The organism is Burkholderiales bacterium, from assembly GCA_015075645.1.
Lineage (GTDB): Bacteria > Pseudomonadota > Gammaproteobacteria > Burkholderiales > Casimicrobiaceae > VBCG01.
The window spans coordinates 45698-70221 of sequence record JABTUF010000007.1; the positions used below are offsets into that span (position 1 = coordinate 45698).

A 24524-nucleotide genomic window follows, 5' to 3' on the forward strand; every position below is an offset into this window, starting at 1 on the left:
ACCCAGGAGGACACGATGGTCCAGTGGCTGTTCGAAACGCTCAAACAGTATCCCGAGATCGCGATCTTCCTGACGCTCGCGCTGGGGTATTACTTCGGCAAGTTCACGTTCAAGGGCATCGGGCTCGGGGCGGTGACCGCAACCCTGATCGCCGGCGTCGTGATCGGTCAGATCGGCATCACGATCAGCCAGCCCCTCAAGGCGTTCTCGTTCCTCATGTTCCTGTTCGCGGTCGGCTACGGCGTCGGGCCGCAGTTCGTGCGCGGGATCGCGAGTTCCGGCCTGCCGCAGGCGATATTCTCGGTGGTCCAGTGCGTGTTCAGCCTGGTCGTCTGCGTGGTCATCGCCAAGATCGCCGGCTACGACCTGGGCTACGCCGCAGGGCTGTACTCCGGTTCCCAGACGATCTCCGCGGCAATGGGGCTCTCCACCGACGCGATCAACCGGCTGGGCCTCGCAGCCGACCAGACGAAGGCGATGCTCGACGCCATGCCGATCGCCTACGCCGTTACCTACATGTTCGGCACCATGGGATCGGCGGTGGTGATCGCGATCATCGGGCCCAAGCTCCTCCGCATCGATCTCGTCGCGGCGTGCAAGGACTACGAGGAGAAGTTCGGCGGCGGCAAGAAGGCGATCGGCGGGCCGGGTTCGGGGTGGTACCAGCGCGTCATCCGCGCCTACCGCGTGCAGCCGGGCGGCAAGGCCGCCGGGATGCGCGTCCAGGAAGCCGAGGGCCTGGTGAGCGGAACGCGCCTCTTCATCCTGCGCGTCCGCCGCGAAGGACAGATCCTCGAAGCCACCGCGGACCTCGTCCTGAAGCCGGGCGACGTCGTCGCCGTCGCCGGCGACCGCGAGACGCTGGTGAAGGTGCTCCAGAGCGCCGAAGAGGTCGACGACCGGGAACTCCTCGCCGTGCCGGTCGAGGGCGTCGACGTGCTGGTGACGAACAAGGCGGTCGACGGCAAGACGCTCGCCGACCTCGCGGCCCGCCCGGAGGCGCACGGCGTGTTCCTGCGCAAGATCACGCGCGGCGCGACCGCGACGGACATCCCGATCATGGCATCCACCGAAGTGAATCGGGGCGACCTCCTGACGCTCGTGGGTCGCACGCAGGACGTCGCCTCCGCGACGAAGATGCTCGGCGTGGCGGATCGCCCGACGGACATGACCGACATGGCCTTCGTCGGCGCGTTCATCGTCGTCGGCGGACTCATCGGCGCGCTGATGTTCAAGGTGGCAGGCGTCCCGCTCACGCTGTCGACCGCGGGCGGCGCGCTCATCGCCGGCATCATCGGCGGCTGGCTGCGCTCGGTGCGGCCGACCTTCGGACGCATCCCCACGCCGACGGTGTGGTTCATGAACTCGGTGGGTCTCAACATCTTCATCGCCATCGTGGGCATTTCCGCCGGCCCGGGCTTCGTGAACGGGCTCAAGACGCAGGGCGTGGGCCTGTTCCTGTGGGGCGTCGCCGCCACCACGATTCCCCTCGTCCTCGGCATGTTCGTGGCCAAGTACGTGTTCAAGTTCCACGACGCCTTGAACCTCGGCATCATCTCCGGCTCGCGTACCACCACGGCGTCGCTGGGCCTGGTCTGCGACCAGGCCAAGAGCCAGATACCGGCGCTCGGCTACACCGTGACCTACGCCGTGGGCAATACGCTGCTGACGATCTGGGGCATGATCGTCATCATGCTGCTGTCCTGAGGCATCGCGGTCCGCGCAACGACATCCCACGGAGATCGGAATGGATGACCTGACGCTGAAGCAATTCGAGAAGCTCGGCCCGTTCGAGATCAAGGACTTCCTGCAGAAGGTCGCCTCGAAGGCCGCGCTCGAATCGTCCACCTCCTACCTGAACGCGGGGCGCGGCAATCCCAACTGGGTGGCGACGGAGCCGCGCGAGGCGTTCTTCCTGCTCGGTCAGTTCGCGGTGACCGAGAGCAAGCGGGTGCTCGACCTGCCCCCGGGCGTGGGCGGCATGCCCAAGGCCGCCGGGATCGCGGGGAGACTCCACGCCTGGCTCGAGAAGCACCACGAGATGCCGGGCGCCCCGTTCCTGCAGGCGATGGTGCCTTGGGCCGTGAAGAAGTTCGCGTTCGATGCCGACAAGTTCGTCCACGAGCTCGTCGATTCCATCATCGGCGACCACTATCCGGTGCCCGACCGGATGCTCGTGCACAACGAGGCGATCGTCCACGAATACCTGCAGTGGGCGATGTGCGGGCAGCCGCGGCCGAAGGGCAGGTTCAAGCTGTACGCGGTCGAAGGCGGCACCGCCGCCATGTGCTACATCTTCAAGTCGCTGAAGAGCAACCGCCTCCTCAATCCCGGCGACACGATCGCGCTCGGCGTGCCGATCTTCACGCCGTACATCGAGATGGCGCACCTCGAAGACTACGACCTCCATTTCGTCGAGGTGCACGCGAAGCAGGAGAACCGGTTCCAGTATCCCGACGCCGAGCTGAAGAAGCTCCTCGATCCGAAGATCAAGGCGTTCTTCATCGTCAATCCGGGGAACCCGTACGCCGTGGCGATCGACGATGCGACGATCAAGAAGATCGGCGCGATCCTCAGGAAGCGTCCGGACCTGATCCTGCTGACCGACGACGTCTACGGCACCTTCGTGCCCGGCTTCCGCTCGTTGATGGGCGAGTTCCCGAAGAACACCATCGGCGTCTATTCGTACAGCAAGTACTTCGGATGCACCGGATGGCGGCTCGGAACGATCGCCGTGCACGAGGACAACATCCTCGACGAGATGATCGCCCGGCACCCGGAGCCGATCAAGAAGGCGCTCGACAAGCGCTACGGCGGCCTCACGCTCGAGCCCCGCAAGCTCGCGTTCATCGACCGCATCGTCGCCGACAGCCGCGACGTGGCGCTGAATCACACCGCGGGCCTGTCGCTGCCGCAGCAGGTGATGATGTCGCTCTTCTCGCTCGCCGAGCTGATGGACGAGAAGAAGCACTACCAGAAGGCCTGCATCGGCATCGTCAAGAAGCGCGTCGAGGCGACGCTCGAGGGACTGGACCTCGACGTGCCCCCGAACGAGCACTTCGACTACTACTACGGCCTGATCGACTTCGAGTTCTGGGCGCGCAAGCACCTGGGCGAGGACATCGTCGCGTGGATGAAGAAGAACATCCACCCGCTCGACATCGTCTTCCGCCTCGCGGAGGACCACGGCATCGTGCTGCTCAACGGCAGCGGTTTCGCTGCCCCCGACTGGTCGGTCCGCATCTCGTTCGCCAACCTCGACGACCATGTGTACGATGACATCGGACGTGCGGTCCGAGCGATCGCACGCGGTTACCGGCGCGCCTACGAGGCGTCGAAGCGCGACGGCGGCAAGGGCGCGGGCGGGACGAAGAAGAAGGCCAGGGCGGCGTCGAAGTAGCGCCGGCCCGACACGGCGACAGTCACGCGCCGAAGCTACCCTCGGAGCACGCGATGGTCTGGTTCACCGCGACGATCACGAAGTACCCGGAGCTCGCCGTGTTCCTCGTGATGGGGCTCGGCTACTTCGTCGGCGGCTTCAAGGTGAAGGGCTTCGGCCTCGGGCCGGTCACCGGTTCACTGCTGGTTGGCATGATCCTGGGCGCGGTCGTCGAAGTGCCGGTGTCGTCGACCGCGAAGTCGCTCTTGTTCCTGCTCTTCCTGTTCGCCATCGGGTACTCGGTCGGACCGAAATTCTTCACGGCGATGAAGGGCGACGGCCTGCGCTGGGCGCTCCTCGCCGTCACGATGTCGGTGACGGGACTCCTGGCCGCCTGGGCCGTCTCGCGGTTCCTCGGTCTCGACGTGGGCCTCTCGGCCGGCCTCCTGTCCGGCGCGCTGACCGAATCGCCCGCGATCGGCACCGCGATCGAGGCGATCAACGCGCTGCCGCTCCCCGAGGCCGAACGAGCGCGGCTCGCTTCGCACGTCGCCGTGGCGGACGCGGTCTGCTACGTGTTCGGCGCGCTCGGCGTCATCGTCTTCTGCAGCGTCGTGGGACCCCGCCTGCTCGGCCTCGACCTCGCATCCGGTGCCGAGGCTGCCGAGAAGGCGATCGGCATCGAGCGCGACAAGCCCGGCGTCGCATCGGCGTGGCGGCCGTTCGAGCTGCGCGCGTATCGCATCCGGCCCGAAGGACCGGTGGCGGGCCGGACCGTGGCGGAAGTCGAGGCCCTCGTTCCCGGCAGGCGGGTGTTCGTCGAGCGCCTGAGGCGCGCGGGGCAGGTCGTTCCGGTAGCACTCGACACGCGGCTCGAGCCCGGCGACACGATCGCCGTCTCGGCGCCGCGCGAGTTCCTGGCGGAGATCGTGTCGGGCTCCGGTGCCGACGAAGTGGACGATCGCGAGGCGCTCGACATCCCGATGGCCTCCTACGACGTGTTCGTGACTTCGCGGGAGATCGCGGGCCGGACGCTCGCGGACATCGCGCAATCGGGACTCGCCGTGCGATCGGTGTTCCTGCGCGGCATCACGCGGGGCGGACAGGCGATCCCGGTCGCCCCGGGCACCGTCGTCGAACGGGGCGACGTCGTTCGCCTGACGGGACCGGAGCCCGCGGTCGTGCGCGCCGCGGCGATGGTCGGCGAAACACTCTTCCCGAGCGACCACACCGACTTCGTGGTCCTGTCGCTCGGCATCGTCGCCGGCGCATTGTTCGGCGCCCTGCTGGTCCTGCCGGTCGGGTCGATGCGCATCGCGATGGGCACGAGCGTCGGCACGCTGCTCGCGGGACTCCTCACCGGCTACCTGCACTCCGTGCGACCGATGTTCGGACGCATCCCCGAGGGCGCGGTGCAGTTCATGATCTCGATCGGCCTCGCGGCGTTCGTCTCGATGATCGGACTCTCGGCGGGCCCGCATTTCGTCGAGGCGCTGCGCCAGTCGGGCGTGGGGCTGTTCTTCGGCGGCATCGTGGTCACGTCGCTGCCGCTCCTCGTCGGCCTGTACTTCGGTCGCTATGTGCTGAAACTCGATCCCGTGCTGCTGCTCGGTGGCATCGCGGGCGCGCAGACGATGACCGCCGGACTCGCCGCGGTGCAGGAGCGTTCGGGGAGTCCGATCGCGGTGCTGGGCTATTCGGGCACCGTGGCCATCGGGCACATCCTGCTGACGACCTGGGGCACGGTGATCGTCAAGCTCATGGCCTGATGCTGTCCCTTCGCGTGCCCCGGCGCCATTGACCGGGCGCGACACCGGTCCAGCGCCGGAACGCGCGCATGAACGCGCTCACGCTCGCGTAACCCAGCGTCGCGGCGATGTCGTCGAGGGAAGTCCGCGTGCCTTCGAGGAGTTGGCACGCAGCCTCCGCGCGGACCCGGTCGAGCACTTCCTGGAACGTCGTGCCCTGCGCCTTCAGCCGCCGGTTGAGCGTGCGCCGATGCATGGCGAGCGCCTGTGCCGCTGCCGCTCCGGAGATCTCGCCGGAGAGCATCAGGATCCGCACCGCGCGCGTGACCTGTTGCAGCAGCGCCCCGCGTCCGGCCCGATCGATGCGCGACATCGCGCCGGCGAGCTTCGCCGGATCGGCCCCGATCACCGGACGCGCCAGCCACGCCGCCGGAAAGCGCAGCACCGTGCTTTCCGACTCGAATCGCGGCGTGACGCGGAACACCGCGCGGTAGGGCGCCGGATCGGGCGGTTTCGGATGGGCGAACAGCACTTCGGTCGGCGTGCACGATGGCCCCATCAACTCCCGCAGGTAGTTGCTGCCTGACGTGAGGACCGCATCGAGGTACAGCGAGGCGCCTTCGACCCGCGGATGGTAGATCGCGTACCCCAGTTCGGCGACGCCTGCGTCCTCCGTGGTGAAGACGAGACCGCCGCCGCTGTTCAGGTGCTGATGGACGGCGAGCGTGCGCAGCGCGTCGCCCACGGTTCGCGAGTTCCGGACGGCCTCGCCCAGCACCCCCAGTTCGGATAGCTGCCACATCCGGCCGACCAGAAGACCCAGATGCGGACAGGCGGTTCGGTCGGCGATCCGCGCAAGCAAGGCGCACACCGACGCGTACGGCGCGGTGGCCTCCGGATCCTCGAGCGCGTTGGCGGCCAGTCCGGATTCGGCGAGGAGCGTACCCGGATCGGCACCGAGCTGCCGGACGAGGTCCGGCAGACGAGCGAACGCCCCGATCCGCTGCGTCCCCCCTTCCAGCGTTCCGCCAATGATGTTCGTCATGCGCGCTCTGCCTGCCGCCCCGGGATTCCTGCTGCCTCGCGACATTCCGCCGCCGTGGGCCCGAGGCACATGCCGCCTGCCCCCCGGCCCGGCCGGGCGCGCGCATTGTACACGAAGCGGCAATGTGCGATGCGTACCTCCGGTCCAGAACTGCGAGGACGGCTCGTGCGGTCCGACGCACCCTTGACGACGTCCCGGCAGCAGGCCATCTGCCGGACGCCCGCATGCGACGTCGAGTCTCCGATTCCTACGTTCCGGTTGTCCGCCGCGCCGCGCTGGAGCGACAGCGTGCCACCGTCGTGCGACGCGACGGCGTCGCCATCGCGCTGTTCGCGGTCGATGGTGTCGTTCACGCGCTCGAAGACCAGTGCTTGCGTTGCAGCGGATCGCTCGGCGCCGGTGCGCAGGTCCGCGGGCTCGCGATCTGCGCGGGGTGCGGTTGGGTGTACGACCTCGCGACCGGCGCGGTGGAAGGCGTGCCCGGCTTGCGTACCGAACGTTTCGAGGTCAGGATCGACGGACCGGACGTCCGGATCGCGCTGCCGTGGCGCTCGGGCGAGTCCGATTGATCCGAGGGAGATGGCGGGAGTGCTCGTACCTTGGGCGGCAGGCTACCGGTGGTCGTCGCTCAGATTCGACGCGATCGCGGGCGTCACGCTCGCGGCGTACGCGATCCCGGTGTCGCTCGCCTACGCGACGCTCGCAGGACTGCCGCCGCAGCACGGCGTCTATTGCTATCTCGCTGGCGGCTTCGCCTACGCGCTGTTCGGATCCTCGCGTCAGCTCGCGATCGGGCCGACGTCGGCCATCTCGCTCCTCGTCGGCTCGTCGATCGCCGGCATGGCCGCGGGCGATCCCGGCCGATTCCTCGCGATCGCATCGCTCGCCGCGCTCCTCTGCGCCGCGGTGAGCTTCATCGCCTGGGCATTGAAGCTCTCGTCGCTCGTGAGCTTCGTCAGCGAAACCGTGTTGACCGGCTTCAAGGCCGGCGCGGCGTTGTCGATCGCGATGACGCAGCTCCCCAAGCTCTTCGGAGTGCCGGGCGGCGGGCAGGGATTCTTCGACCGGGCGTCGACGCTCGTCGGGCAACTGCCCGCGATGAACCCGGCCGTGCTCGCATTCGGATTGGTCGCGATCGCGTTGCTCGTGGCCGGCGAGCGCGTCATGCCGTCGCGTCCTGTGGCGCTCGCCGTGGTGGTCGCCTCGATCGTCGCGCTGACCGTCACGCCGCTGGCGGACCTCGGCTTCAAGACCGTCGGCCTGCTTCCGGAGGGCCTGCCCCCGTTCACGTGGCCGTCGCGCTCGCTCTCGGACATCGAAGGCGTCGAAACGCTCGCGCTCGCGTGCTTCCTGCTCGCCTACATCGAAGGCGTTTCCGCCGCGCGGGCGATCGCGCAGCGTCACGGCGATGCGATCGAACCGAGGCAGGAACTCTTCGCGCTGGGCGCGGCGAATCTCGCCGCCTCCGCGTTCCAGGGCTACCCGGTCGCGGGCGGACTCTCCCAGTCGTCGGTGAACGACCAGGCGGGCGCGCGATCGCCGCTCGCGCTCGTCTTCGCGTCGGTCGCGATCGCGATGTGCCTCTTGTTCCTGACCGGATTGCTGCGAAACCTGCCGGACGTCGTGCTCGCCGCCATCGTGCTGGTCGCGATCAAGGGCCTGATCGACGTGCCGGCGTTGAGGTCGATCTGGGCGTTGAGCCGGACCGAGTTCGCGATCGCGGCGCTCGCGTTCACCGGCGTGCTCGTGCTGGGCATCCTGAAGGGCGTGCTGCTCGCCGCGATCGTGTCGATGCTCCTCATCATCCGCGGTGTCGCGCAACCGCACGTCGCCTCGCTCGGGCGCATCCCCGGTACGCGGCGGTTCTCGGACCTCGAACGCAACCCCGGCAACGAGGCGGTGCCCGGCACGCTGATCGTGCGCGTCGAATCCGCGCTGCTCTATTTCAACGCCGATCACGTCCTCGACCGCCTGCGTGCGCGCGTCGCCGGCTACGGACCGGAACTGCGGCGCGTCGCCTGGGACCTCTCGAGCACGCCGGTCGTCGACATCGCCGGCGTGCGCGCGCTCGCGACCTTCGGCCATGAACTCGCTGCGCGCGGCGTGTCCCTGCGCATCGTGAATCCGCGCGGGTCGGTGCGCGACCTGTGCCGCCGGCTGGGCGAACCGTCGCTCGGCGAGATCGACCGGCGGCTGTCGCTCAGCGACATCGTCGCTGACGGCGAAGCGGCGCTCAGTACGGCTCGGGAATGAACTTGAACGGATAGTTCGACGCGCGGACCTTGCCGGCCTTCCGCCGCTTCGGCAGCTTCGGCTTCTCGCGCGGCACGTCCTCGTAGGGAATGCGGCCCAGGATATGGGTGATCGCGTTGAGGCGGGCGCGCCGCTTGTCGTCGGAGCGCACGACGAACCACGGCGCCCACGACGAGTCGGTCGCCGCGAACATCTCGTCGCGCGCCACCGTGTAGTCGTCCCAGCGGTCGTAGGACTTGATGTCCATCGGCGACAGCTTCCAGATCTTGCGGCCGTCGTCGATCCGGTCCTCGAGGCGCCGCGTCTGTTCGTCGGCCGAGACTTCGAGCCAGTACTTGAGCAGGATGACGCCCGAGTCGACGATCGCGCGCTCGACCAGCGGGACGCCGGCGAGGAACCGCTGCGCCTGGTCCTCGGTGCAGAAGCCCATCACGCGCTCGACGCCCGCGCGGTTGTACCAGCTCCGGTCGAAGATGACGACTTCGCCCGCCGCCGGAAGGTGCCGGATGTAGCGCTGCACGTACATCTGCGATTTCTCGCGTTCGGTCGGCGCCGGCAGCGCGACCACGCGGAACACGCGCGGGCTCACCCGCTCGGTGATCGCCTTGATCGTGCCGCCCTTGCCGGCGCCGTCCCGGCCCTCGAACACGATGCAGACCTCGAGGCCCCGGTGCTTGACCCACTCCTGCAGGCGCACGAGTTCGACGTGGAGCTTCTTCATCGCCTTCGCGTAGCTCTTGCCGGACAGCGGCTCGTGCGGCGCGGCCGCGGGTCCGCCCGCACCGCGCTTTCCGCGGGACGGCGCGGCTTTCGAGCGCGCTCCACCCGCACTCCCCTTCGCACTGCGCTTGCCCTGACGCGACGCGTTTTCGTCCGTCGGCGCCTTCTTCGATCTGGCCATCATGCATTCTCTCCAGAGGATAGTCGGTTGGGGTTCAGTGCGGCACGCCGCACCGCGGGCCAGCGTCCCGCGATGGCCTCGGCGGACCGGATCCGCGTTCCAACGGGTGACGTGTTCGCGGCGGCTGGTTCATGGTCACGCCATGATGTTGACGCCGCCGTCCACGTAGAGCGTCGCGCCGGACAGGCGTCGCGCGTAGGGCGAGGCCAGGAACGCGCAGGTGTAGCCGACGTCCATGATGTCGACCCGTTCGCCGATCGGCGCGCGTTGCGCCGCCTCGTGGAGCAATTGGTCGAAGTCCTTGAGGCCCGAGGCGGCGCGCGTCTCGAGCGGCCCCGGCGACACCGCGTGCACGCGGATGCCCTGTCCCCCCAGCTCGAACGCGAGGTAGCGGCAGCACGCCTCGAGCGCCGCCTTGACCGGACCCATCACGCTGTAGGTCGGCACGACCTTGTTCGCACCGTGGTAGCTCATCGCGAACATCGTCCCGCCCTCGGACATCAGCGGCGCCGCCAGCTTCGCCATGCGAACGAACGAATGGCAGGAGACGTCCATCGCACGGGCGAAACCCTCCGCGGAGCACGCGAGGAGTCCGCCTTGCAGGTCTTCCTTCGGCGCAAACGCGATCGAGTGCACGAGAATGTCGAGACGGCCCCAGGTCTTCGCCACCGCGTCGAACACCGATTCCAGCGCGCCGTTCACGCTCACGTCGAGCGGCAGGAAGATCGGTGCGTCCAGTTCGCGGGCGAGCGGCTCGACGTGCGGCCGCGCTTTCAGGTTGAGGTAGGTGATCGCGAGGTCCGCCCCCGATTCGCGGAACGCCTTCGCACACCCCCACGCGATCGACTGGTCGTTGGCGATGCCGACGACCAGCGCCTTGCGGCCGTCGAGCACCCTGCCTGCCGCCGGCGGAATCACGACGCTCCTCCGGCGATTCGCACCCGTCGGCGGTGGATGCGCCTGGCCATCGAGGAGATCAGGCGACCGCCCGGCCCGCGGTTTCGCGCCGCGCGTGCGCGACCAGGCCCGCGACCGCGCAAGACGCGAGGCGCGTGGTCACCGAGTCCGCGCGGCTCGTGAGGATGACCGGCACGCGTGCGCCCAGCACGATCCCGGCCGCATCGGCGCCGGCGAGGAACGAGAGGCTCTTCGCCAGCATGTTGCCCGCCTCGAGGTCCGGCACCACAAGGACGTTCGCGCGACCGGCGACCGGCGAGTCGATCCGCTTGATGCGCACCGATTCGAGGCTGATGGCGTTGTCGAGTGCGAGCGGTCCGTCGACGATCGCTCCGGTGATCTGGCCCCGGTCGGCCATCTTGCACAGCGCGGCGGCCTCGACGGTCGAGGGGACTTTCGGATTGACCGTCTCCATCGCCGACAGGATGGCGACCCGGACCTCCGCGAACCGCAGCGCGTGCGCGAGGTCGATCGCGTTCTGGATGATGTCGACCTTGTCCTCCATCGTGGGCGCGATGTTGACGGCGGCGTCGGTGACCACGAGCGTCTCGGCGTAGGACGGCACGTCCATGACGAAGCAGTGGCTCACGCGGCGGGCGGTGCGAAGCCCGGTCTCGCGCCGCACGACCGCCGCCATCAGCTCGTCGGTGTGGAGGCTGCCCTTCATCAGCGCCTGCGCCCGACCCTCGCGCACGAGCTCGACCGCCTTCGCGGCCGATGCCTCGCTGTACGGCGCATCGACGATCGGGATGCCCGTGATGTCGATGGCGCCGGCCTTCGCCGCGGCTTCGATGCGCGCCGTCGGGCCGACGAGTATCGGCGCGATCAGGCCGAGCCTCGCCGCATCGACCGCGCCGGCGAGGGAGCTCGTGTCGCAGGGATGCGCGACCGCCGTCGCCGTGGCGGGCAACTCGCGGCAGGCCGCGATCAAACGCTCGTACTTCTCGTGCGGGCGGGTCATCGCTTCACGGCGTCCTGCGCGAGGCGCGGTTGCGGGCCTTCGCCTTGACCGGTCGCGTTCGCGCGCGGCGACGGGTCGGGGCAACGTCGAGCACGGCGCCGATCTGTTCGACCACCCCGCGCTCCTCGTCGGTGGGCTTCGCCCTGCGGATGCGCTCGTCCGCGGCGAGCTTCCGCAGCAGCGTCACGAGGCGTGCGCGGTCCGCCGGGACGGCGAGGAGCGACGGGAGCGACGCGAGGGCACGATCGGGCTCGTGGCGCACGATGATCTCCTGCTCCCCGCGGATGCGCCGCCACTGGTCGGGCGGGACCCGGGGCAGGAGATCGGCGTAGTCGGCGGCGATCGCGCGGCGCGCCTGGAGCCACGACAGCAGCATCGGCTGGCCCTTCCGTGCGAGCAGCGCGCCGACCCGGGCGACCGCCTCCGGGTAGCCCCCTTCGGCCATCGTCGCGAGCGCTTCCTGCACGAACGGCAGGTCGCGGGCCTCCGCCGCGAGCGCCGGGACATCGCGCGCTGCCCGCTCGCCGGCCTGCAGCGAGAAGACGTTGCCGTAGGTCTGGAAGAACGCAGCCTCGCTCGCCGCGTCGCGCATCGCCCGGGTGAATTCGAGCGAGGCGCTGATCGACGACGACGCAGCCTGCTCGATCGCGGTGAGCGCGTTGTCCTTCGCCGCCGGCTCCCGCCGCTCGCGCACGAGTCCCGCTGCCGGGCCGAGCCAACGCACCCAGGGATTGAGATCCGACACGAGCCAGCGCTGGAAGCGCAACGGGTGGAACTGCCGTGCGAGCTTCGCGGTGAAGACGTTCGACGTCGCCCGGATCAACGGCTGCATGAAGAGCTCGTATGCGCGCTGGTTGAACTCCGAGATCGCGTTCACCGCCTCGAACGGCTTCTCGTCGGCACGATCGAAGCGGTTGAGCTTCCCGACCAGGTCTTCGAGCCGGTGTTCGACGAAGCGCACGGCATAGGCGACCTCGCCATCGTCCCCGCGCGACTCGTCGATCGACATGCCCCACAATCCCGGCGGCAGCGCCTCGATCGATTCGAGCACGGTGACGATCTGCGCGTGTTCCTTCGTCGCGACACGGCCGGACACGAATATGCCGAGGTGTCCGACGTCACGGTGCATCAGGCCGACGATGACCTGCCCGCGCGCCTTGATCTCCTCGGTCGAGCCGTAGACGTCGGCGACCCAGTTGAACGCCTGCTGCGGTGGCGTGATGTTGTCGCCCAGCGAGGCGAACAGCACGATCGGCGAACGGATGTCGCGCAGGTCGAACGACTGTCCTGCACCCGAGCGCGTCTCCCCGCGCCAGAGCTTGTTGCCGACGAAGAGATTGCGCGTGATCCACTCGATCTCCTCGCGGTTCATCAGGTAGAACCCGCCCCACCAGCGCTCGAACTCGAGGAAGCGCGGCGCCTCGGTGTCGACGCGCGAGTACAGGTGGTAGTACTTGTCCCAGAACGTGTTGGCGGGGTTCAGGTTCTCGAAGTTCTGCACGAGGTGCGCACCGTCGAACACGCCGTCGCCCAGGTCGCTCGTGAGCGACGCGAGCCAGGTGCCGCCGAGGAGCCCGCCCGCGTAGCGCATCGGGTTGTCGCCCTCGCCTTCCTGCCATGCGCCGCCCCAGTAGGACATCGGCGCACCGTTGATGACGATCGGCCCGGTGTCCTCCGCATCGGACGCCGCGAGCATCATCGCGGCCCAGCCGCCCTGGCAGTTGCCCACGATCGCCGGCTTGTCGCTGCGCGGATGGCGCGCACGAACTTCGCGCACGAACGCCTTCTCCGCTTCGCACACGTCGAGGAGCGTCTGCCCGGGCTCCGGATCGCGGAAGAAGATCACGAAATAGACCGGATGACCGGCGCGAAGCGCGACCCCGACCTGCGAATCGTCCTTGAAGCCGCCTATGCCCGGCCCGTGGCCCGCGCGCGGATCGATGATGACGTAGGGTCGCTTCTCCGGATCGACTTCGACGCCCTCGGGCGGCACGATGCGGACCAGCGCGTAGTTGACCGGTTTTCGAAGCGCGCGGCCATCGACGATCGTCTCGTAGTCGAAGTGCAGCACGGGCGGCAGTCCCGCCCGCGTGTGTTCGATGAATGCGTTGCCGCGCTCGCGCAGCGTGTCCCAGAACAGGATCGAGCGCTGCGTGGCGTCGACCAGATACGCATGCCAGTCCGACCACAGGGCCGCCGGCGCCGCGGGACTCGCGGCGAGCTGCGCGACCGAAGGGGCGCTCCAGGCCTTCCGGAGTTCGTCGGCAAACGCGTCCAGGGCGACCTGGGCGCGCTTCTGGTAGACGACCGCGACCTTGTTGGCGAGATCCTGGCTTCGGGCGAGGCTGGCGGGGATATCCATGAGCTGGTCTGGTCGACGTTCGCAGGTCACGCCCTTGCTGACCGGCGGATCGCACCTCCGGGTCGGCGCGCGGCGCGGCCGAGGGTCATCCTGTCCATTGTGCACCCCAGCCGTCCTCGCAGTTCACGACACCGGACAACGGCTGCGACGGCACTGGCGAATTCCGATCGTCCGGCCCACGAACGTGGCGTCCCGTCCGGCCTGCGGAATCGCGCGGACACGACGAATGCGCCCGATCCGTTCGAGACCGATCTACGCGCGGGTCGCAGTCAGGACCGTCCCCGCCCGAACGCGATCGCCCGGATACGTACGCGCCGCGACGGCGAAACCAACGGCCGCGAACACGCTCGCGATCGGCACGATCGCGAGCGCCGCACCGAGGCCGTGGCGATCGGAAATCCAGCCGGCGGCGAGCGGCCCCACGGCGAGGCCGACGAGGTTGTGCACGAGCGCGAGCACCGATGCCGCGCTCGCGCGAAGCGACGCGGGCACGACGTCGATCACCGCGGCGCTCGCGGTACCGATGTTGCATGTCATGAGCGTTGCGCCCGCGAGGATCAGCGCGAATTGCAACGAACCCGGTGACGTCGCCGCGAATGCGCTGGAGAGCACGACTGCCGTGGCGAGCGCCAGGACCGCGGGCACCTTCAACCGCGCGCCGGTCACGCGTCGGTCGAGCCGATCGGCCAGCGCTCCCCACAGCAGAGCGCCGACACCGGCCGCGAGCACCACGAGCGCCGCGCGCGTTCCGGCCTGGGCGGGGGCCATGCCCCATGCCCGGTGAAAGTGGCTCGGAAGCCACGCGTAGACCGCCGACACGGTCACGAGCTGCAATCCGCTGGCGACACAGGCGATGGCCAGCGAGCGCGGCCGCCGGAGTCCGGCCACGATCTCGCGAAACGTCACCTCGGTGGTCGTGACCCGGCGGATGCCCAGGCCGTCGCGGGTGGTCGCGATGAGCGCGAGCGCGATGACGACGCCCGGCACGCCGACCGCGGCGAACGCGATGCGCCAGCCCCAGCGCTCGGCGAGGATCCCGCCCAGCGCCACGCCCAGCACGGACCCCACGAGCGCCGCCGACAGGAAGCCGGCGAGCACGGTGCTCCGGAATCGCTCGGGAAATACCGAGGCGAGGATCGCGGCGCCCACCGCGCCGAACGCCGCCTCGCCGATGCCGACGACCGCTCTCGTGGCGGCGAGTTGCGTCGCCGTCCCCGCAAAGGCGCACGCGACGGTCGCTGCGCTCCAGACGAGCGCCATCGAGATGATGGCATGCAGCCGGCCGTATCGGTCCGCGACGACGGCGATCGGGACCGTGAAGATCGCGATCGCCACGGCGACGATCGACACGAGTCCTCCGAGTTCGCGATCGGAGAGCGCGAACTCGCCCTCGAGGTGCGGGAACATCGACACGACGATCTGCCGGTCGACGAAGTTCTGCACCATCAGCACGAACAGCACCGCGAACAGCACCCACGCGGTCCGGCCCGCCCCGGCCGCAGCGCCTCCATCGCGCGAGAGATCGCGCACGTCACTCATCGGGCGCACACGGCGAGGTCCTCATCCGGTTACACGACGGCGACGCCCCCCCGCCTGACCGGCGCGGGCTCGCAGGATCACACCGTCTCGGCCGTGGCCCGGCGCCGGTTCGTCTCGAGCCAGCGATCGACGTTCGCGACGATCGCGTCCACCGCGGCCGAGCGTTGCCCGCGCGCGGCGCCGATCGCCTGCACGAGCCGGTCGACCCGCTCGATCGCGGTGGCGCCCTCGGCGAGAGCGCGCGCGACCGACGACGGACTCGCGAGCGACCGGGCGGCGTTCGCGTACTTGTCGAACGGCACGAGGTCCCCTGCGGCCGCGCCGAGGTCGATCGCGAGCCGTGCCACCCACTCGTACACGGCGCGCGATGCGTCGAGGTCGCCGTGTACCGCGTCGCGGATCGGACGCATGCCGTCGGCGCCGACGCATCGATAGTTGCCCGCGAGCAGCATGCTCCACTTCGCGATGGGCACGAACAGCGACTCGTGGACCTTGAGCTTCACCGGGAGTTCGACGCGGCCGTCCGGCGTGTCGAAGCGCGCGGCCTCGATGCCGGCCTCGAGTTCGCGCAGCATCGCGGTGTCGGCGTCCGAGCCGAAGCGCGCTGCCTTGAAGTTGGTGGCGAGGCGCACCTGCAGCACGTTGGGCGGCTCGCCCGGCGGACGAAACGCCTGCGGGTCCGGACTGCACAGCGTCATCTTCGCCGGATCGAACGCCTGCCACGCGTCGAAATCGGCGTAGCACTTGCGCAGGGCATCGACCGGCACGCCGGGAATGCGCCGGAGGAACGGCGGCGGCGGCATGTTCATGATCGACATGCAGGGAATGCGCGCCTTCGCCACCGCCTGCAGCAGTTCGCGCACGCCCGGCAGCCGGTACTGCGGCTCCTGCATCGCGAGCACGACGAGGTCGAAGCCTTCGAGCCGGACGTCGTCCGGCTTCGCCGCCGACAACCGGCCCGGGAGCGTGCGCGAGTCGATCTCGAACGATTCCGCGCCGTCGCGCATCGGCATGCGCACCCGCGCTCCGTTCGCGTTGAACGCGGCAGCGCCTGCGGGCGTGCACGCGAGCGTCACGTCGTGTCCCGCGGCCAGCAACTTGATCGCGAGCAACGAGCCGTACGACGCGCCCATGCTCAGCACCTTCCTCGCCTGCGACATTCCAAGTCTCCCGCGAAGGCGCCGACCCGGCGCCCGGTCCTGCAGGTTCATCCGCCGGCCGGTTCGCGGCGTGCGCCGTGGCCGTGGAATCCTCCGTCCGGACGCATTTTACCCGTCGTCAGCCGGAGAGCGGCGGCGGGAGATCCGCTCCGCGGCGGCGCCGGCGGAAGATCGCGGTGCGGGCGACGAGCACCGTCGTGACCGGCACCGTGATGGCGAGGAGGATCGGGATCACCCACGCGTGGAGGACGGGAACGCCTTCGAGCGCCGAGAAGTAGACGATCGAGGCGGCGACCACCGCCCAGGTGCCGAACGAGCTCGCGAGCGCGGGCGGATGCATCCGGTCGAAGAACGATGCGAGCCGCACGACCCCCAACGACGCCACGACGGTGGCGAGCCCGCTCGCCACGACCAGCGCGGCGGTCACCCATTCGACCCAGGCCGGCACGCCGCTCACTCGATCACCTCGCCGCGCAGCAGGAACTTGGCGAGCGCCGCCGAGGTGACGAATCCGGTGAGCGCGATCAGGAGCGCGGCCTCGAACACCATGCCGCTCTGGTGGCGGATGCCGACGGTGAGGAGCGCGAGCATCCCGGCGACGACGATGAAGTCGAGCGCGAGCACGCGGTCCTCGGCCGAGGGGCCGCGCAGCAGGCGCACGAGCGCGATCGCCATCGCGAGCGCGTAGCAGGCGAGCGCGATGTCGATCGCGCCGGCGAGGATCGGGCTCATTCGAAGATCTCCCGGAGCGGGCGCTCGTAGCGCTCCTTGTAGTCGCGGACGAACGCGGCGTGGTCGTCGAGTTCGAACACGTGCAGGCGAACGGTGCGGCGGTCGCGCGCGAGTTCGATCCACACGGTGCCCGGCACGCCGGTCGTGATGATCGCGAGCGCCGCGAGGCCCGAGGGGTCGGAAAGCTCGAGCGGAATGGTGGCGAAGCCGCTCCTCGGACCTTCGCGTCGCAGGAGCGCGCGCGCCACCTGCACGTTCGACACCAGGATGTCGAGTCCGACGCGCAGGACGAGCTTCGTCACGACGAGCGGGCGGCGGATGCGCGCGCGGACCGGGCGCAGCGGCGCGGTGACGATCGGCACGACCAGCGCCACGAGCACCGCCATCGCGACGGTCGCGGGCGAAAGCGGCGGATTGAGCACGAGCCAGAGCGCCACGAGTGCCACCGAGAGGAGCGGCGCGGGAAGGAGCCGTCTCATCGCGGCGCTCCTCCGACGACGCGGGCCGACAGGACGGCTTCGATGTAGCCGGTGGCGTCGTGGATCGACGCGGCGGTGTCGCCCGCGAAGCGCATCGCCGGACCCGCGGCGATCGCGGCGGTGAGGCCCGCGGCGACGAGGAGCGCGATCGGCAGGCCCTCGACGACGCGGACCTGCGGCGCGCCCCGGCCGGAGGCCGCCCAGAGGTGACGAATGCCGGTGCGGGCGAGCGCGAGCATCGCGGCGAGTCCGGAAACGATCACGAGCGTCAGGAACATCCAGGTCGCGCCGGGCAGGCTCGATTCCGCGAGCGCGCCGCCTCCGAGGACCGCACCGAGCATCGCCACCTTCGCGAGGAAGCCCGCGAGCGGCGGCAGTCCGGCCACGAGGAGCGCGCTCGCCATGAACGCGAGACCGACGAACACGGCGGTGGGCGGGAACACCTTCCCGACGAGCGCCTCCTCGTCGTCGTCGAGGTTGACGCCGGCCGGAATCTCGAGGCGGTCGAGCGCGAACGGCAACGTGGAGGCCTCGTCGACGAGATCGGCTTCGGTCTCCGGCACATCGCTACGCTCCACCGACTCCACCAGCAGGAAGAGCGCGCCCGCCGCCAGCGTCGAAACCGCGAGGTAGAAGAGCGCCGCGGCGGTGACCGCGGGTTCGCCGAATCCGGCCGCCGCGAGCAAGGTTCCCGACGAACCCACGATCGCGAACGAGGCGAGCTTCGCGAGCCGCTGCGACGCCAGCATCCCGAGGGTCGCGAACGCGAGGGTGGCGAGCCCGCCGGCGAGGAGCGTCGCCGCGAGGAAGCGGTCGAGCTGCACCTCGGGTCCCGCGTGGAGCAGCGAGCCGAAGCGCAGCAGCGCGTAGATGCCGACCTTGGTCATGATCGCGAACGCCGCCGCGGCCGGCGGACTCGCCACCGCGTACGCCGGGACGAGCCAGAAGCCCAGCGGCCACATCGCGGCCTTCACCAGGAACGCGACCGCGAGGACCGCCGCGCCGGCGTGGAGCAGGCCGCGGTCCGGCACCGGAACGGCCGAGAACTCGACCGCCATGTCGGCGAAGTTGAGCGTGCCGGTCACGCCGTAGAGCATCGCGACGCCGACGAGGAACAGCGTCGAGCCGACGAGGTTGATCGCGAGGTAGTGCAATCCGGCGCGCACCCGGCCCGGCCCCGAGCCGTGCAGCAAGAGTCCGTAGGACGCGGCGAGCATCACCTCGAAGAACACGAACAGGTTGAAGAGATCGGCGGTCAGGAACGCGCCGTGGAGTCCCATCAGCAGGAGCTGGAACAGCGGCTGGAAGTGCACGCCGGCACGCTGCCATCGCGCGCTCGCGTAGACCGACGACGCGAGTCCGAGGAACGAGGCGAGCGCCAGCATCAGCGCGGAGAGCCGGTCGACCGCGAGCGCGATGCCGAAGGGTACCGGCCAGTTCGACGGCAGGTAGACCGCGATCGCGCCGTCGCGATCGACCGCGACGGCGAGCGCGATCGCCACCGCGAACGACGCGGCGGACGCGACGACGCTCACCAGCGCACGATCGATGCGACGGCGCTCGCGCAGCGCCACCATGAGCGCCGCGGCCGCCAGCGGTATCAGGATCGGGGCGACGACGAGATGCGCGGCGGCCCCGCTCATCGGCCCTCCTCGTCCGTAGCCGTCTCGTCGCGCGTACCGTCGACGTGGTCGGACCCGGCGTAGCCGCGCAGCGCGAGCAGCACGACGAGGAACAGCGCCGTCATCGCGAAGCCGATCACGATCGCGGTCAGCACGAGCGCCTGCGGCAGCGGATCGGTGTAGTGCCACAGGTCCGCGGCGCGCCCGGCGACCGCGATCGGCTCGGCGTCGATCGAGAGGCTCCCCATCGAAAAGATGAACAGGTTGACCGCGTAGGAGAGAAGCGCGAGTCCGAGCAGGACCTGGAAGGTGCGCGGCCGCAGGACGAGCCAGACGCCCGCTCCGCCGAGCGTGCCGATCGCGAGCGAGACGACGATCTCCATCAGCGCGGCCCCGCCGCGTCGCCGGATCGCGCCGGCGCGCGAATCGACTGGTGCGCGAGCGCGATCAGCACGAGCAGCACCGCGCCGATCACCGTCGCGAACACGCCGAGGTCGAAGAAGAGCGCCGAGGGCACGTGGACCTCGCCCAGCCACGGCAGGTCGAAGTGCGGGGAGTGGGTGGTGAGGAACGGATAGCCGAGCGCGAAGGCGCCCGCGCCGGTCGCGACCACGATCGCGAGCCCGCCGGCGATCCATCTGGCCGGGTGCGGGTTCATCCGCGCCTCGACCCAGCGCGTGCCCGCCACCATGTACTGCGCGATCAGCGCGATGGCGACCACCAGCCCCGCGACGAACCCGCCGCCGGGCTGGTTGTGCCCGCGCATGAACAGGTGCACGGCGACCACGACGGCGATCGGCAACACGAGCCGCACCAGCACCGAGGGCACGATCAGGTAGCCCACCGCCATGTCGCGCGCCTCCCGCGTCGAGGCGAGATCGGTGGCGAGATCGGCCGGCAGGTCCTGCTGCCTGGGCAGCGCGGCGCTCTCGCGCGGCGGCCGGAAGCGGCGCAGCAGCGCGTACACGGTCAGCGCGACCGCCGCGAGCACCGTGATCTCGCCCATCGTGTCGAACGCCCGGAAGTCGACCAGGATCACGTTGACGACGTTCGTGCCGCCGCCGCCGGGGAGCGCGTTCTGAAGGTAGAACGGCGAGATGCTCTGCGGCGAGGTCCGCGTCAGCATCGCATAGGCGAGCGCGGCGAGTCCCGCGCCCGACGTGAGCGCGATCATGAAGTCGCGGACGTGGCGCAGGTGCGTCCCGAACGTCCGCCTGTCTCCGGGCCGCGGCAGACGCTGCGGCAGCCAGCGCAGTCCCAGCAGGAACAGCACGGTCGTCACCGCCTCGACCGCGAGCTGGGTGAGCGCGAGGTCGGGCGCCGAGAACCACGCGAAGGTGATGCAGGTGACGAGGCCCGCGCCAGCCACCAGCATCAGCGCCGCGAGCCGGTGGAACTTCGCCTGCACCGCGGCGCCGAGCGCGCACGCGATGCCGACCGCCCACATCAGCGCGAACGCCGGTTCGGCGGGCACGCGCGGCCGATCGCCCCAGTCGAACGCCTGTCCGACGAACGCCGTCGCCACGACGGCGATGGCGACGACGACGACCCACGCGAGTTGCGCCTGCAGCCGCGCGGTCCCGGTCCACCGGAGCACGACGCGAGCGGCGCGAGGCACCGCGGCCATCGCCGCGCGAAACGCGCGCGCTCCGTCGAAACGACCGAGCAGCGGAGCAGGTTCGATCGCCCCGCGACGCAAGCGCGGGCCGAGCCGGCGCCACACGAGGATGCCGACGATCATCGCGACGACGCTCATCGCGAGCGGCGCATTGAACCCGTGCCACAGCGCGAGGCTGTACCCGGGCAGCGCGCCGCCGACCACCGGCGCCGCCGCCGCGGCGAGCACGGGCCCGACCGACCACCCGGGCGCGATGCCGACGACGAGGCAGGCCAGGACCAGCAGTTCGATCGGCAGGCGCATCCAGCGCACCGGCTCGTGCGGCTCGCGCGGCAGGTCGTGCGCCGGCGCTCCGAAGAACACGTCGACCGAGAAGCGCAACGCGTAGACGACGGCGAACGCGCCGGCCAGCGTCGCGATCACCGGCAGCGCCCACTCGACGCCGGGATGGGCGGAGAGGAAGAGCGTCTCGGCGAAGAACATCTCCTTCGACAGGAAGCCATTGAGGAGCGGCACCCCCGCCATCGCCGCGCTCGCCACCAGTGCTAGCGTCCCGGTGATCGGCATCACCCGGTAGAGGCCCGAGAGTCGGCGCAGGTCGCGCGTGCCGGTCTCGTGGTCGACGATGCCCGCCGCCATGAACAGTGACGCCTTGAACGTCGCGTGGTTCATCACGTGGAACACGGCCGCCACCGCCGCGAGCGGACTGTTGAGGCCGAGGAGCAGCGTGATGAGCCCGAGGTGCGACAGCGTCGAGTAGGCGAGCAGGCCCTTGAGATCGTGCTCGAACATCGCGAAGTACGCGCACAGGAGGAGCGTGCACGCGCCGGCGCCGGCAACGATCCAGAACCACGCCTCGGTCCCGGCGAGCGCGGGCCACAGCCGCGCCAGCAGGAACACGCCCGCCTTCACCATCGTCGCAGAGTGCAGGTAGGCCGAGACCGGCGTCGGCGCGGCCATCGCGCGAGGCAGCCAGAAGTGGAACGGGAACTGCGCGCTCTTGCTGAGCGCGCCCGCGAGCACGAGGACGAGCGCCACCGGATAGAGGTCGTGCGCGCGGATGCGTTCGCCCGCGGCGAGCACCGCGTCGAGGTCGTAGCTGCCGACGATGCGGCCGAGGACGAGGACGCCCGCCAGCAGGCAGAGCCCGCCGGTGCCGGTGACCACGAGCGCCATGCGCGCGCCCCGGCGCGCGTCGGCGCGGTGGTGCCAGTAGCCGATCAGCAGGAACGACACGAGGCTCGTGAGCTCCCAGAAGAACGCGAGCATCACGAGGTCGCCCGCGAGCACGACGCCGAGCATCGCGCCCATGAAGGCGAGGAACAGCGCGAAGAAGCGCGGCACCGGATCGGCGGGTGACATGTAGTAACGCGCGTAGAGCGCCACCAGCGCGCCGATACCGGTCACGAGCAGCGCGAACATCCACGCGAAGCCGTCGATCCGAACGGTGAACGCGACGCCTGCGCCGGGCATCCAGGCGAACGACTCGCGAACCACGCCCCCGGCGCGCACTTCCGGGAAGAGGACCGCCACGCCCGCCGCGCAGGCGAGCGCGACCAGTCCGGCGAAGCTCGCGGCGAGCGTCCGCGCGTGCGTGGGCAACAGCGCGGCCAGGACGCTCCCGGCGAACGGGAGCGCGAGCAGGACGACGAGCGACATGGCCCGCAGTGTACGACGGGGTACCGGATCCGGCGGCGCGCCGGTCCGGGAGGAGTGCCGAGCGCGTCAGCGGCGCGACGCGGCGACGCGAACGGCAGCGGGTCGGACAGGACCTTTCAGCACGTTCGCGAGCGGCCGCCCGCTGCCGACCAGGTCGGCGAGCGTGGTGCGGTCGAGGTGCTCGTAGAGCGCGTCGAAGCCGTCGACGAGCACCCGGCGCAGCCGGCACACCGGGGCGATCGCGCAGGTGCCCTCGTCGTCCGAGAGGCACTCGACGATCGGGACGTCGCCCTCGGCGGCCCGAACGACTTCGCCGATCCGGATCGACGCGGGCGGTCGCGCCAGGCGCAGCCCGCCCCCCTTGCCGCGGACGGTCTCGACCGTGCCGGTCTGTCCGAGGTGCTGGACCACCTTCATCAGGTGGTTGCGCGAGATGCCGTAGGCCGCGGCGATCTCGGGGATCGTCGCGAGGCGGTCACGGTCGAGCGCGAGGTACATCAGCACCCGGAGCGTGTAGTCGGAGAATCCGGTCAGGCGCATCGGCGGTTAAGATGCATCAAGAATATTGCTTCAAATGTGGCGCGGCGGTACACTGAAGGTGTATCCATTCTACCTGTTCCAAGGTCCGCGTGGGCGCCCCGCCCGCCGGCCCCTCACCGGAGCCTGCCATGACCACGACCGCCACGACCCCGACGCTCGACGTCCGCTCGATCATCCCGCGCGAGCGCCATCCGCTCATCTTCAGGACCTTCGACGCCCTCGCGCCGGGCGAGATGCTCGTGCTCGTCAACGACCACGATCCGAAACCGCTCTACTACCAGTTCAAGGCCGAGTCGACCGCCGAGTTCACCTGGGAGTACCTCGAGCAGGGCCCGGAGGTCTGGCGCGTCGCGATCGGGAAGGCCGGTGCGGCTCCGACCGCGGTGGCGGAGCCCCGCGGCTGCCAGTGCAACCACTGACGCTGCCCGAACGCCCCGCCGCGCCCTCCGGGGCGGCGCGCGCGACGCGCGAAACGGTCCTCGCGGTCCGCCGCTGGACCGACGCGCTCGTGTCGCTGCGACTGTCGAGGAGCGCATCGTTTCGCTTCACGCCCGGCCACTACGCGCGCGTCGGACTCGCGGGAGCAGACGGCATGGTCGTGCGCCCGCTGTCGATCGCGTCCGCGGCGAGCGCGGCGCACCTCGACTTCCTGTGCACGCTCGTCCCCGGCGGCGCCTTCTCGGCGCTCGCCGCGCGCGCGGCGACGGGCGACGCCGCGCAGGTGGAGCGCGCGAGCTTCGGCTTCCTCACCGTCGATGCGCTCGCGCCGGGACGCGACCTGTGGCTCGTCGCGAGCGGCACCGGCATCGCGCCGTTCCTGTCGATCCTGCAGGACCCCGACGTATGGCGCGCGTTCGAGCGCATCGTCGTCGTGCTGAGCGTGCGCACCGCGGTTGAACTCGTTCCGGCGGACGAAGTCGCAAGCTACGAGCGGGATCCTGCGTCCGCGCCCGGACCCGCGAAACTCACCTTCGTTCCGGTGGTCACGCGCGAACCGGGAGCCACCGCGCTCGCGTCGCGGATTCCAGACCTCCTCGACGACGGAAGACTGGAGGATGCCGCCGGCGCGAAAATCGAGGCCGAACACGCGCGCGTGATGACCTGCGGCAATCCGGCGCTCGCGCAGGCGATGCGCCAGCGCCTGTCCGCGCGCGGATTCCGGCCGACGCGGCGCAATGCCCCCGGCCAGATGAGTTTCGAGAATTACTGGACCAGCCGTTCCTGAACCGGCGGCCCGCGGCCGCCCCCTTCCCATAGACGAGGACTCGATGAGCCAAGCCCCGCACCTGCACCTGTCGCCCGACGCGATCTACCCGTTCGACGCGCGCGCGATCGCCAAGCGCTTCCGCCACGCGGCGATCTTCGGAGCGCTCGACGCCCTGCACCCGGGCGAGACGATGCGCTTCGTCAACGACCACGATCCGCTGCCGCTCCTCGACCAGCTCGCGGCGCGCTACGGCGAGCGCGTCTCGATCGAATATCGGCAGCGCGAGCCGGGCGCGATCGTGATCGACTTCGTCAAGCGCTGAATCGCACCCTGCCTGTGGGTCGGGCTTCAGCCTCTATGGG

Annotated in this window: 22 protein-coding genes; 8 read left to right on the forward strand and 14 right to left on the reverse strand. The window is 70.1% G+C overall.

The annotated features are described in order from the left end of the window. Nucleotides 1-15 precede the first annotated feature (15 nt). Genes aspT through HS109_17945 form a run of 3 tightly spaced genes read left to right on the forward strand, consistent with a single transcriptional unit; the run spans nucleotide 16 to nucleotide 5148 of the window. Entirely contained in the window at nucleotides 16-1707 is a 1692-nt protein-coding gene (gene aspT, locus HS109_17935; GenBank protein ID MBE7524247.1) for an aspartate-alanine antiporter, read from the forward strand. A 40-nt stretch (nucleotides 1708-1747) separates the two neighbouring features. Beyond that, nucleotides 1748-3400 (forward strand): bifunctional aspartate transaminase/aspartate 4-decarboxylase, encoded by a 1653-nt coding sequence (locus HS109_17940; protein ID MBE7524248.1) that lies wholly within the window; start codon nucleotides 1748-1750, stop codon nucleotides 3398-3400. 53 nt (nucleotides 3401-3453) lie between these two features. Next, the gene (locus tag HS109_17945; GenBank protein MBE7524249.1) at nucleotides 3454-5148 is read left to right on the forward strand and encodes an aspartate-alanine antiporter; all 1695 of its coding nucleotides are present in this window, start codon (nucleotides 3454-3456) and stop codon (nucleotides 5146-5148) included. Here HS109_17945 and HS109_17950 read toward each other — a convergent pair. After that, nucleotides 5138-6172 carry an AraC family transcriptional regulator gene (locus tag HS109_17950; protein ID MBE7524250.1) on the reverse strand — a complete coding sequence of 345 codons (1035 nt, stop codon included), beginning with the start codon at nucleotides 6170-6172 and terminating at the stop codon, nucleotides 5138-5140. The genes HS109_17945 and HS109_17950 overlap by 11 nt on opposite strands. Nucleotides 6173-6294: 122 nt before the next feature. On the opposite strand from HS109_17950, the gene HS109_17955 reads away from it, so the two are divergent. Together HS109_17955 and HS109_17960 are read left to right on the forward strand one after the other, a co-directional pair. Next, nucleotides 6295-6741, forward strand: coding sequence for a Rieske 2Fe-2S domain-containing protein (locus HS109_17955; protein MBE7524251.1), 447 nt, complete (start codon nucleotides 6295-6297; stop codon nucleotides 6739-6741). Between the two features lie 10 nt (nucleotides 6742-6751). Continuing rightward, nucleotides 6752-8425: a SulP family inorganic anion transporter gene (locus tag HS109_17960; GenBank protein ID MBE7524252.1), complete on the forward strand. Its 1674-nt coding sequence runs from the start codon at nucleotides 6752-6754 to the stop codon at nucleotides 8423-8425. Here HS109_17960 and ppk2 read toward each other — a convergent pair. From ppk2 to HS109_18025, 13 genes are all read right to left on the reverse strand, one after another. Then, nucleotides 8406-9326, reverse strand: a complete 921-nt coding sequence (gene ppk2 / locus HS109_17965) for a polyphosphate kinase 2 (protein ID MBE7524253.1) — start codon at nucleotides 9324-9326, stop codon at nucleotides 8406-8408. The two genes, HS109_17960 and ppk2, sit on opposite strands and share 20 nt — an antisense overlap. A gap of 135 nt (nucleotides 9327-9461) precedes the next feature. Continuing rightward, nucleotides 9462-10241 (reverse strand): enoyl-ACP reductase FabI, encoded by a 780-nt coding sequence (gene fabI, locus HS109_17970; GenBank protein ID MBE7524254.1) that lies wholly within the window; start codon nucleotides 10239-10241, stop codon nucleotides 9462-9464. A gap of 61 nt (nucleotides 10242-10302) precedes the next feature. After that, the gene (locus HS109_17975) at nucleotides 10303-11244 is read right to left on the reverse strand and encodes a phosphate acetyltransferase (GenBank protein MBE7524255.1); all 942 of its coding nucleotides are present in this window, start codon (nucleotides 11242-11244) and stop codon (nucleotides 10303-10305) included. 4 nt (nucleotides 11245-11248) lie between these two features. Then, nucleotides 11249-13606, reverse strand: coding sequence for a DUF3141 domain-containing protein (locus tag HS109_17980; protein MBE7524256.1), 2358 nt, complete (start codon nucleotides 13604-13606; stop codon nucleotides 11249-11251). A gap of 252 nt (nucleotides 13607-13858) precedes the next feature. Further along, nucleotides 13859-15145 carry an MFS transporter gene (locus HS109_17985; GenBank protein ID MBE7524257.1) on the reverse strand — a complete coding sequence of 429 codons (1287 nt, stop codon included), beginning with the start codon at nucleotides 15143-15145 and terminating at the stop codon, nucleotides 13859-13861. A gap of 77 nt (nucleotides 15146-15222) precedes the next feature. Then, nucleotides 15223-16305: a hypothetical protein gene (locus HS109_17990; protein ID MBE7524258.1), complete on the reverse strand. Its 1083-nt coding sequence runs from the start codon at nucleotides 16303-16305 to the stop codon at nucleotides 15223-15225. Nucleotides 16306-16423: 118 nt separating this feature from the next. Further along, the gene (locus HS109_17995) at nucleotides 16424-16762 is read right to left on the reverse strand and encodes a Na+/H+ antiporter subunit G (GenBank protein MBE7524259.1); all 339 of its coding nucleotides are present in this window, start codon (nucleotides 16760-16762) and stop codon (nucleotides 16424-16426) included. Beyond that, the gene (locus HS109_18000) at nucleotides 16759-17037 is read right to left on the reverse strand and encodes a K+/H+ antiporter subunit F (GenBank protein MBE7524260.1); all 279 of its coding nucleotides are present in this window, start codon (nucleotides 17035-17037) and stop codon (nucleotides 16759-16761) included. Before HS109_18000 ends, HS109_17995 begins: the two co-directional genes overlap by 4 nt. Beyond that, nucleotides 17034-17516: a Na+/H+ antiporter subunit E gene (locus HS109_18005; protein MBE7524261.1), complete on the reverse strand. Its 483-nt coding sequence runs from the start codon at nucleotides 17514-17516 to the stop codon at nucleotides 17034-17036. The genes HS109_18000 and HS109_18005 overlap by 4 nt, the downstream gene beginning before the upstream one ends. Beyond that, nucleotides 17513-19159 carry a monovalent cation/H+ antiporter subunit D gene (locus HS109_18010; protein ID MBE7524262.1) on the reverse strand — a complete coding sequence of 549 codons (1647 nt, stop codon included), beginning with the start codon at nucleotides 19157-19159 and terminating at the stop codon, nucleotides 17513-17515. The genes HS109_18005 and HS109_18010 overlap by 4 nt, the downstream gene beginning before the upstream one ends. Then, entirely contained in the window at nucleotides 19156-19521 is a 366-nt protein-coding gene (locus tag HS109_18015) for a Na+/H+ antiporter subunit C (protein MBE7524263.1), read from the reverse strand. Before HS109_18015 ends, HS109_18010 begins: the two co-directional genes overlap by 4 nt. Further along, nucleotides 19521-22415: a monovalent cation/H+ antiporter subunit A gene (locus tag HS109_18020; protein MBE7524264.1), complete on the reverse strand. Its 2895-nt coding sequence runs from the start codon at nucleotides 22413-22415 to the stop codon at nucleotides 19521-19523. The genes HS109_18015 and HS109_18020 overlap by 1 nt, the downstream gene beginning before the upstream one ends. A gap of 66 nt (nucleotides 22416-22481) precedes the next feature. Then, nucleotides 22482-22955 carry an Rrf2 family transcriptional regulator gene (locus HS109_18025; protein MBE7524265.1) on the reverse strand — a complete coding sequence of 158 codons (474 nt, stop codon included), beginning with the start codon at nucleotides 22953-22955 and terminating at the stop codon, nucleotides 22482-22484. A 128-nt stretch (nucleotides 22956-23083) separates the two neighbouring features. Here HS109_18025 and HS109_18030 point away from each other — a divergent pair, with 128 nt between their 5' ends. The 3 genes from HS109_18030 to HS109_18040 are packed head-to-tail and all read left to right on the forward strand — an operon-like array spanning nucleotide 23084 to nucleotide 24484. After that, a complete protein-coding gene (locus tag HS109_18030; GenBank protein MBE7524266.1) occupies nucleotides 23084-23374 on the forward strand; it encodes a DUF2249 domain-containing protein in 291 nt (96 codons plus the stop codon). Then, the gene (locus HS109_18035; GenBank protein MBE7524267.1) at nucleotides 23362-24180 is read left to right on the forward strand and encodes a ferredoxin--NADP reductase; all 819 of its coding nucleotides are present in this window, start codon (nucleotides 23362-23364) and stop codon (nucleotides 24178-24180) included. The genes HS109_18030 and HS109_18035 overlap by 13 nt, the downstream gene beginning before the upstream one ends. A 43-nt stretch (nucleotides 24181-24223) precedes the next feature. Further along, nucleotides 24224-24484, forward strand: a complete 261-nt coding sequence (locus tag HS109_18040) for a DUF2249 domain-containing protein (protein ID MBE7524268.1) — start codon at nucleotides 24224-24226, stop codon at nucleotides 24482-24484. Nucleotides 24485-24524: the final 40 nt, after the last annotated feature.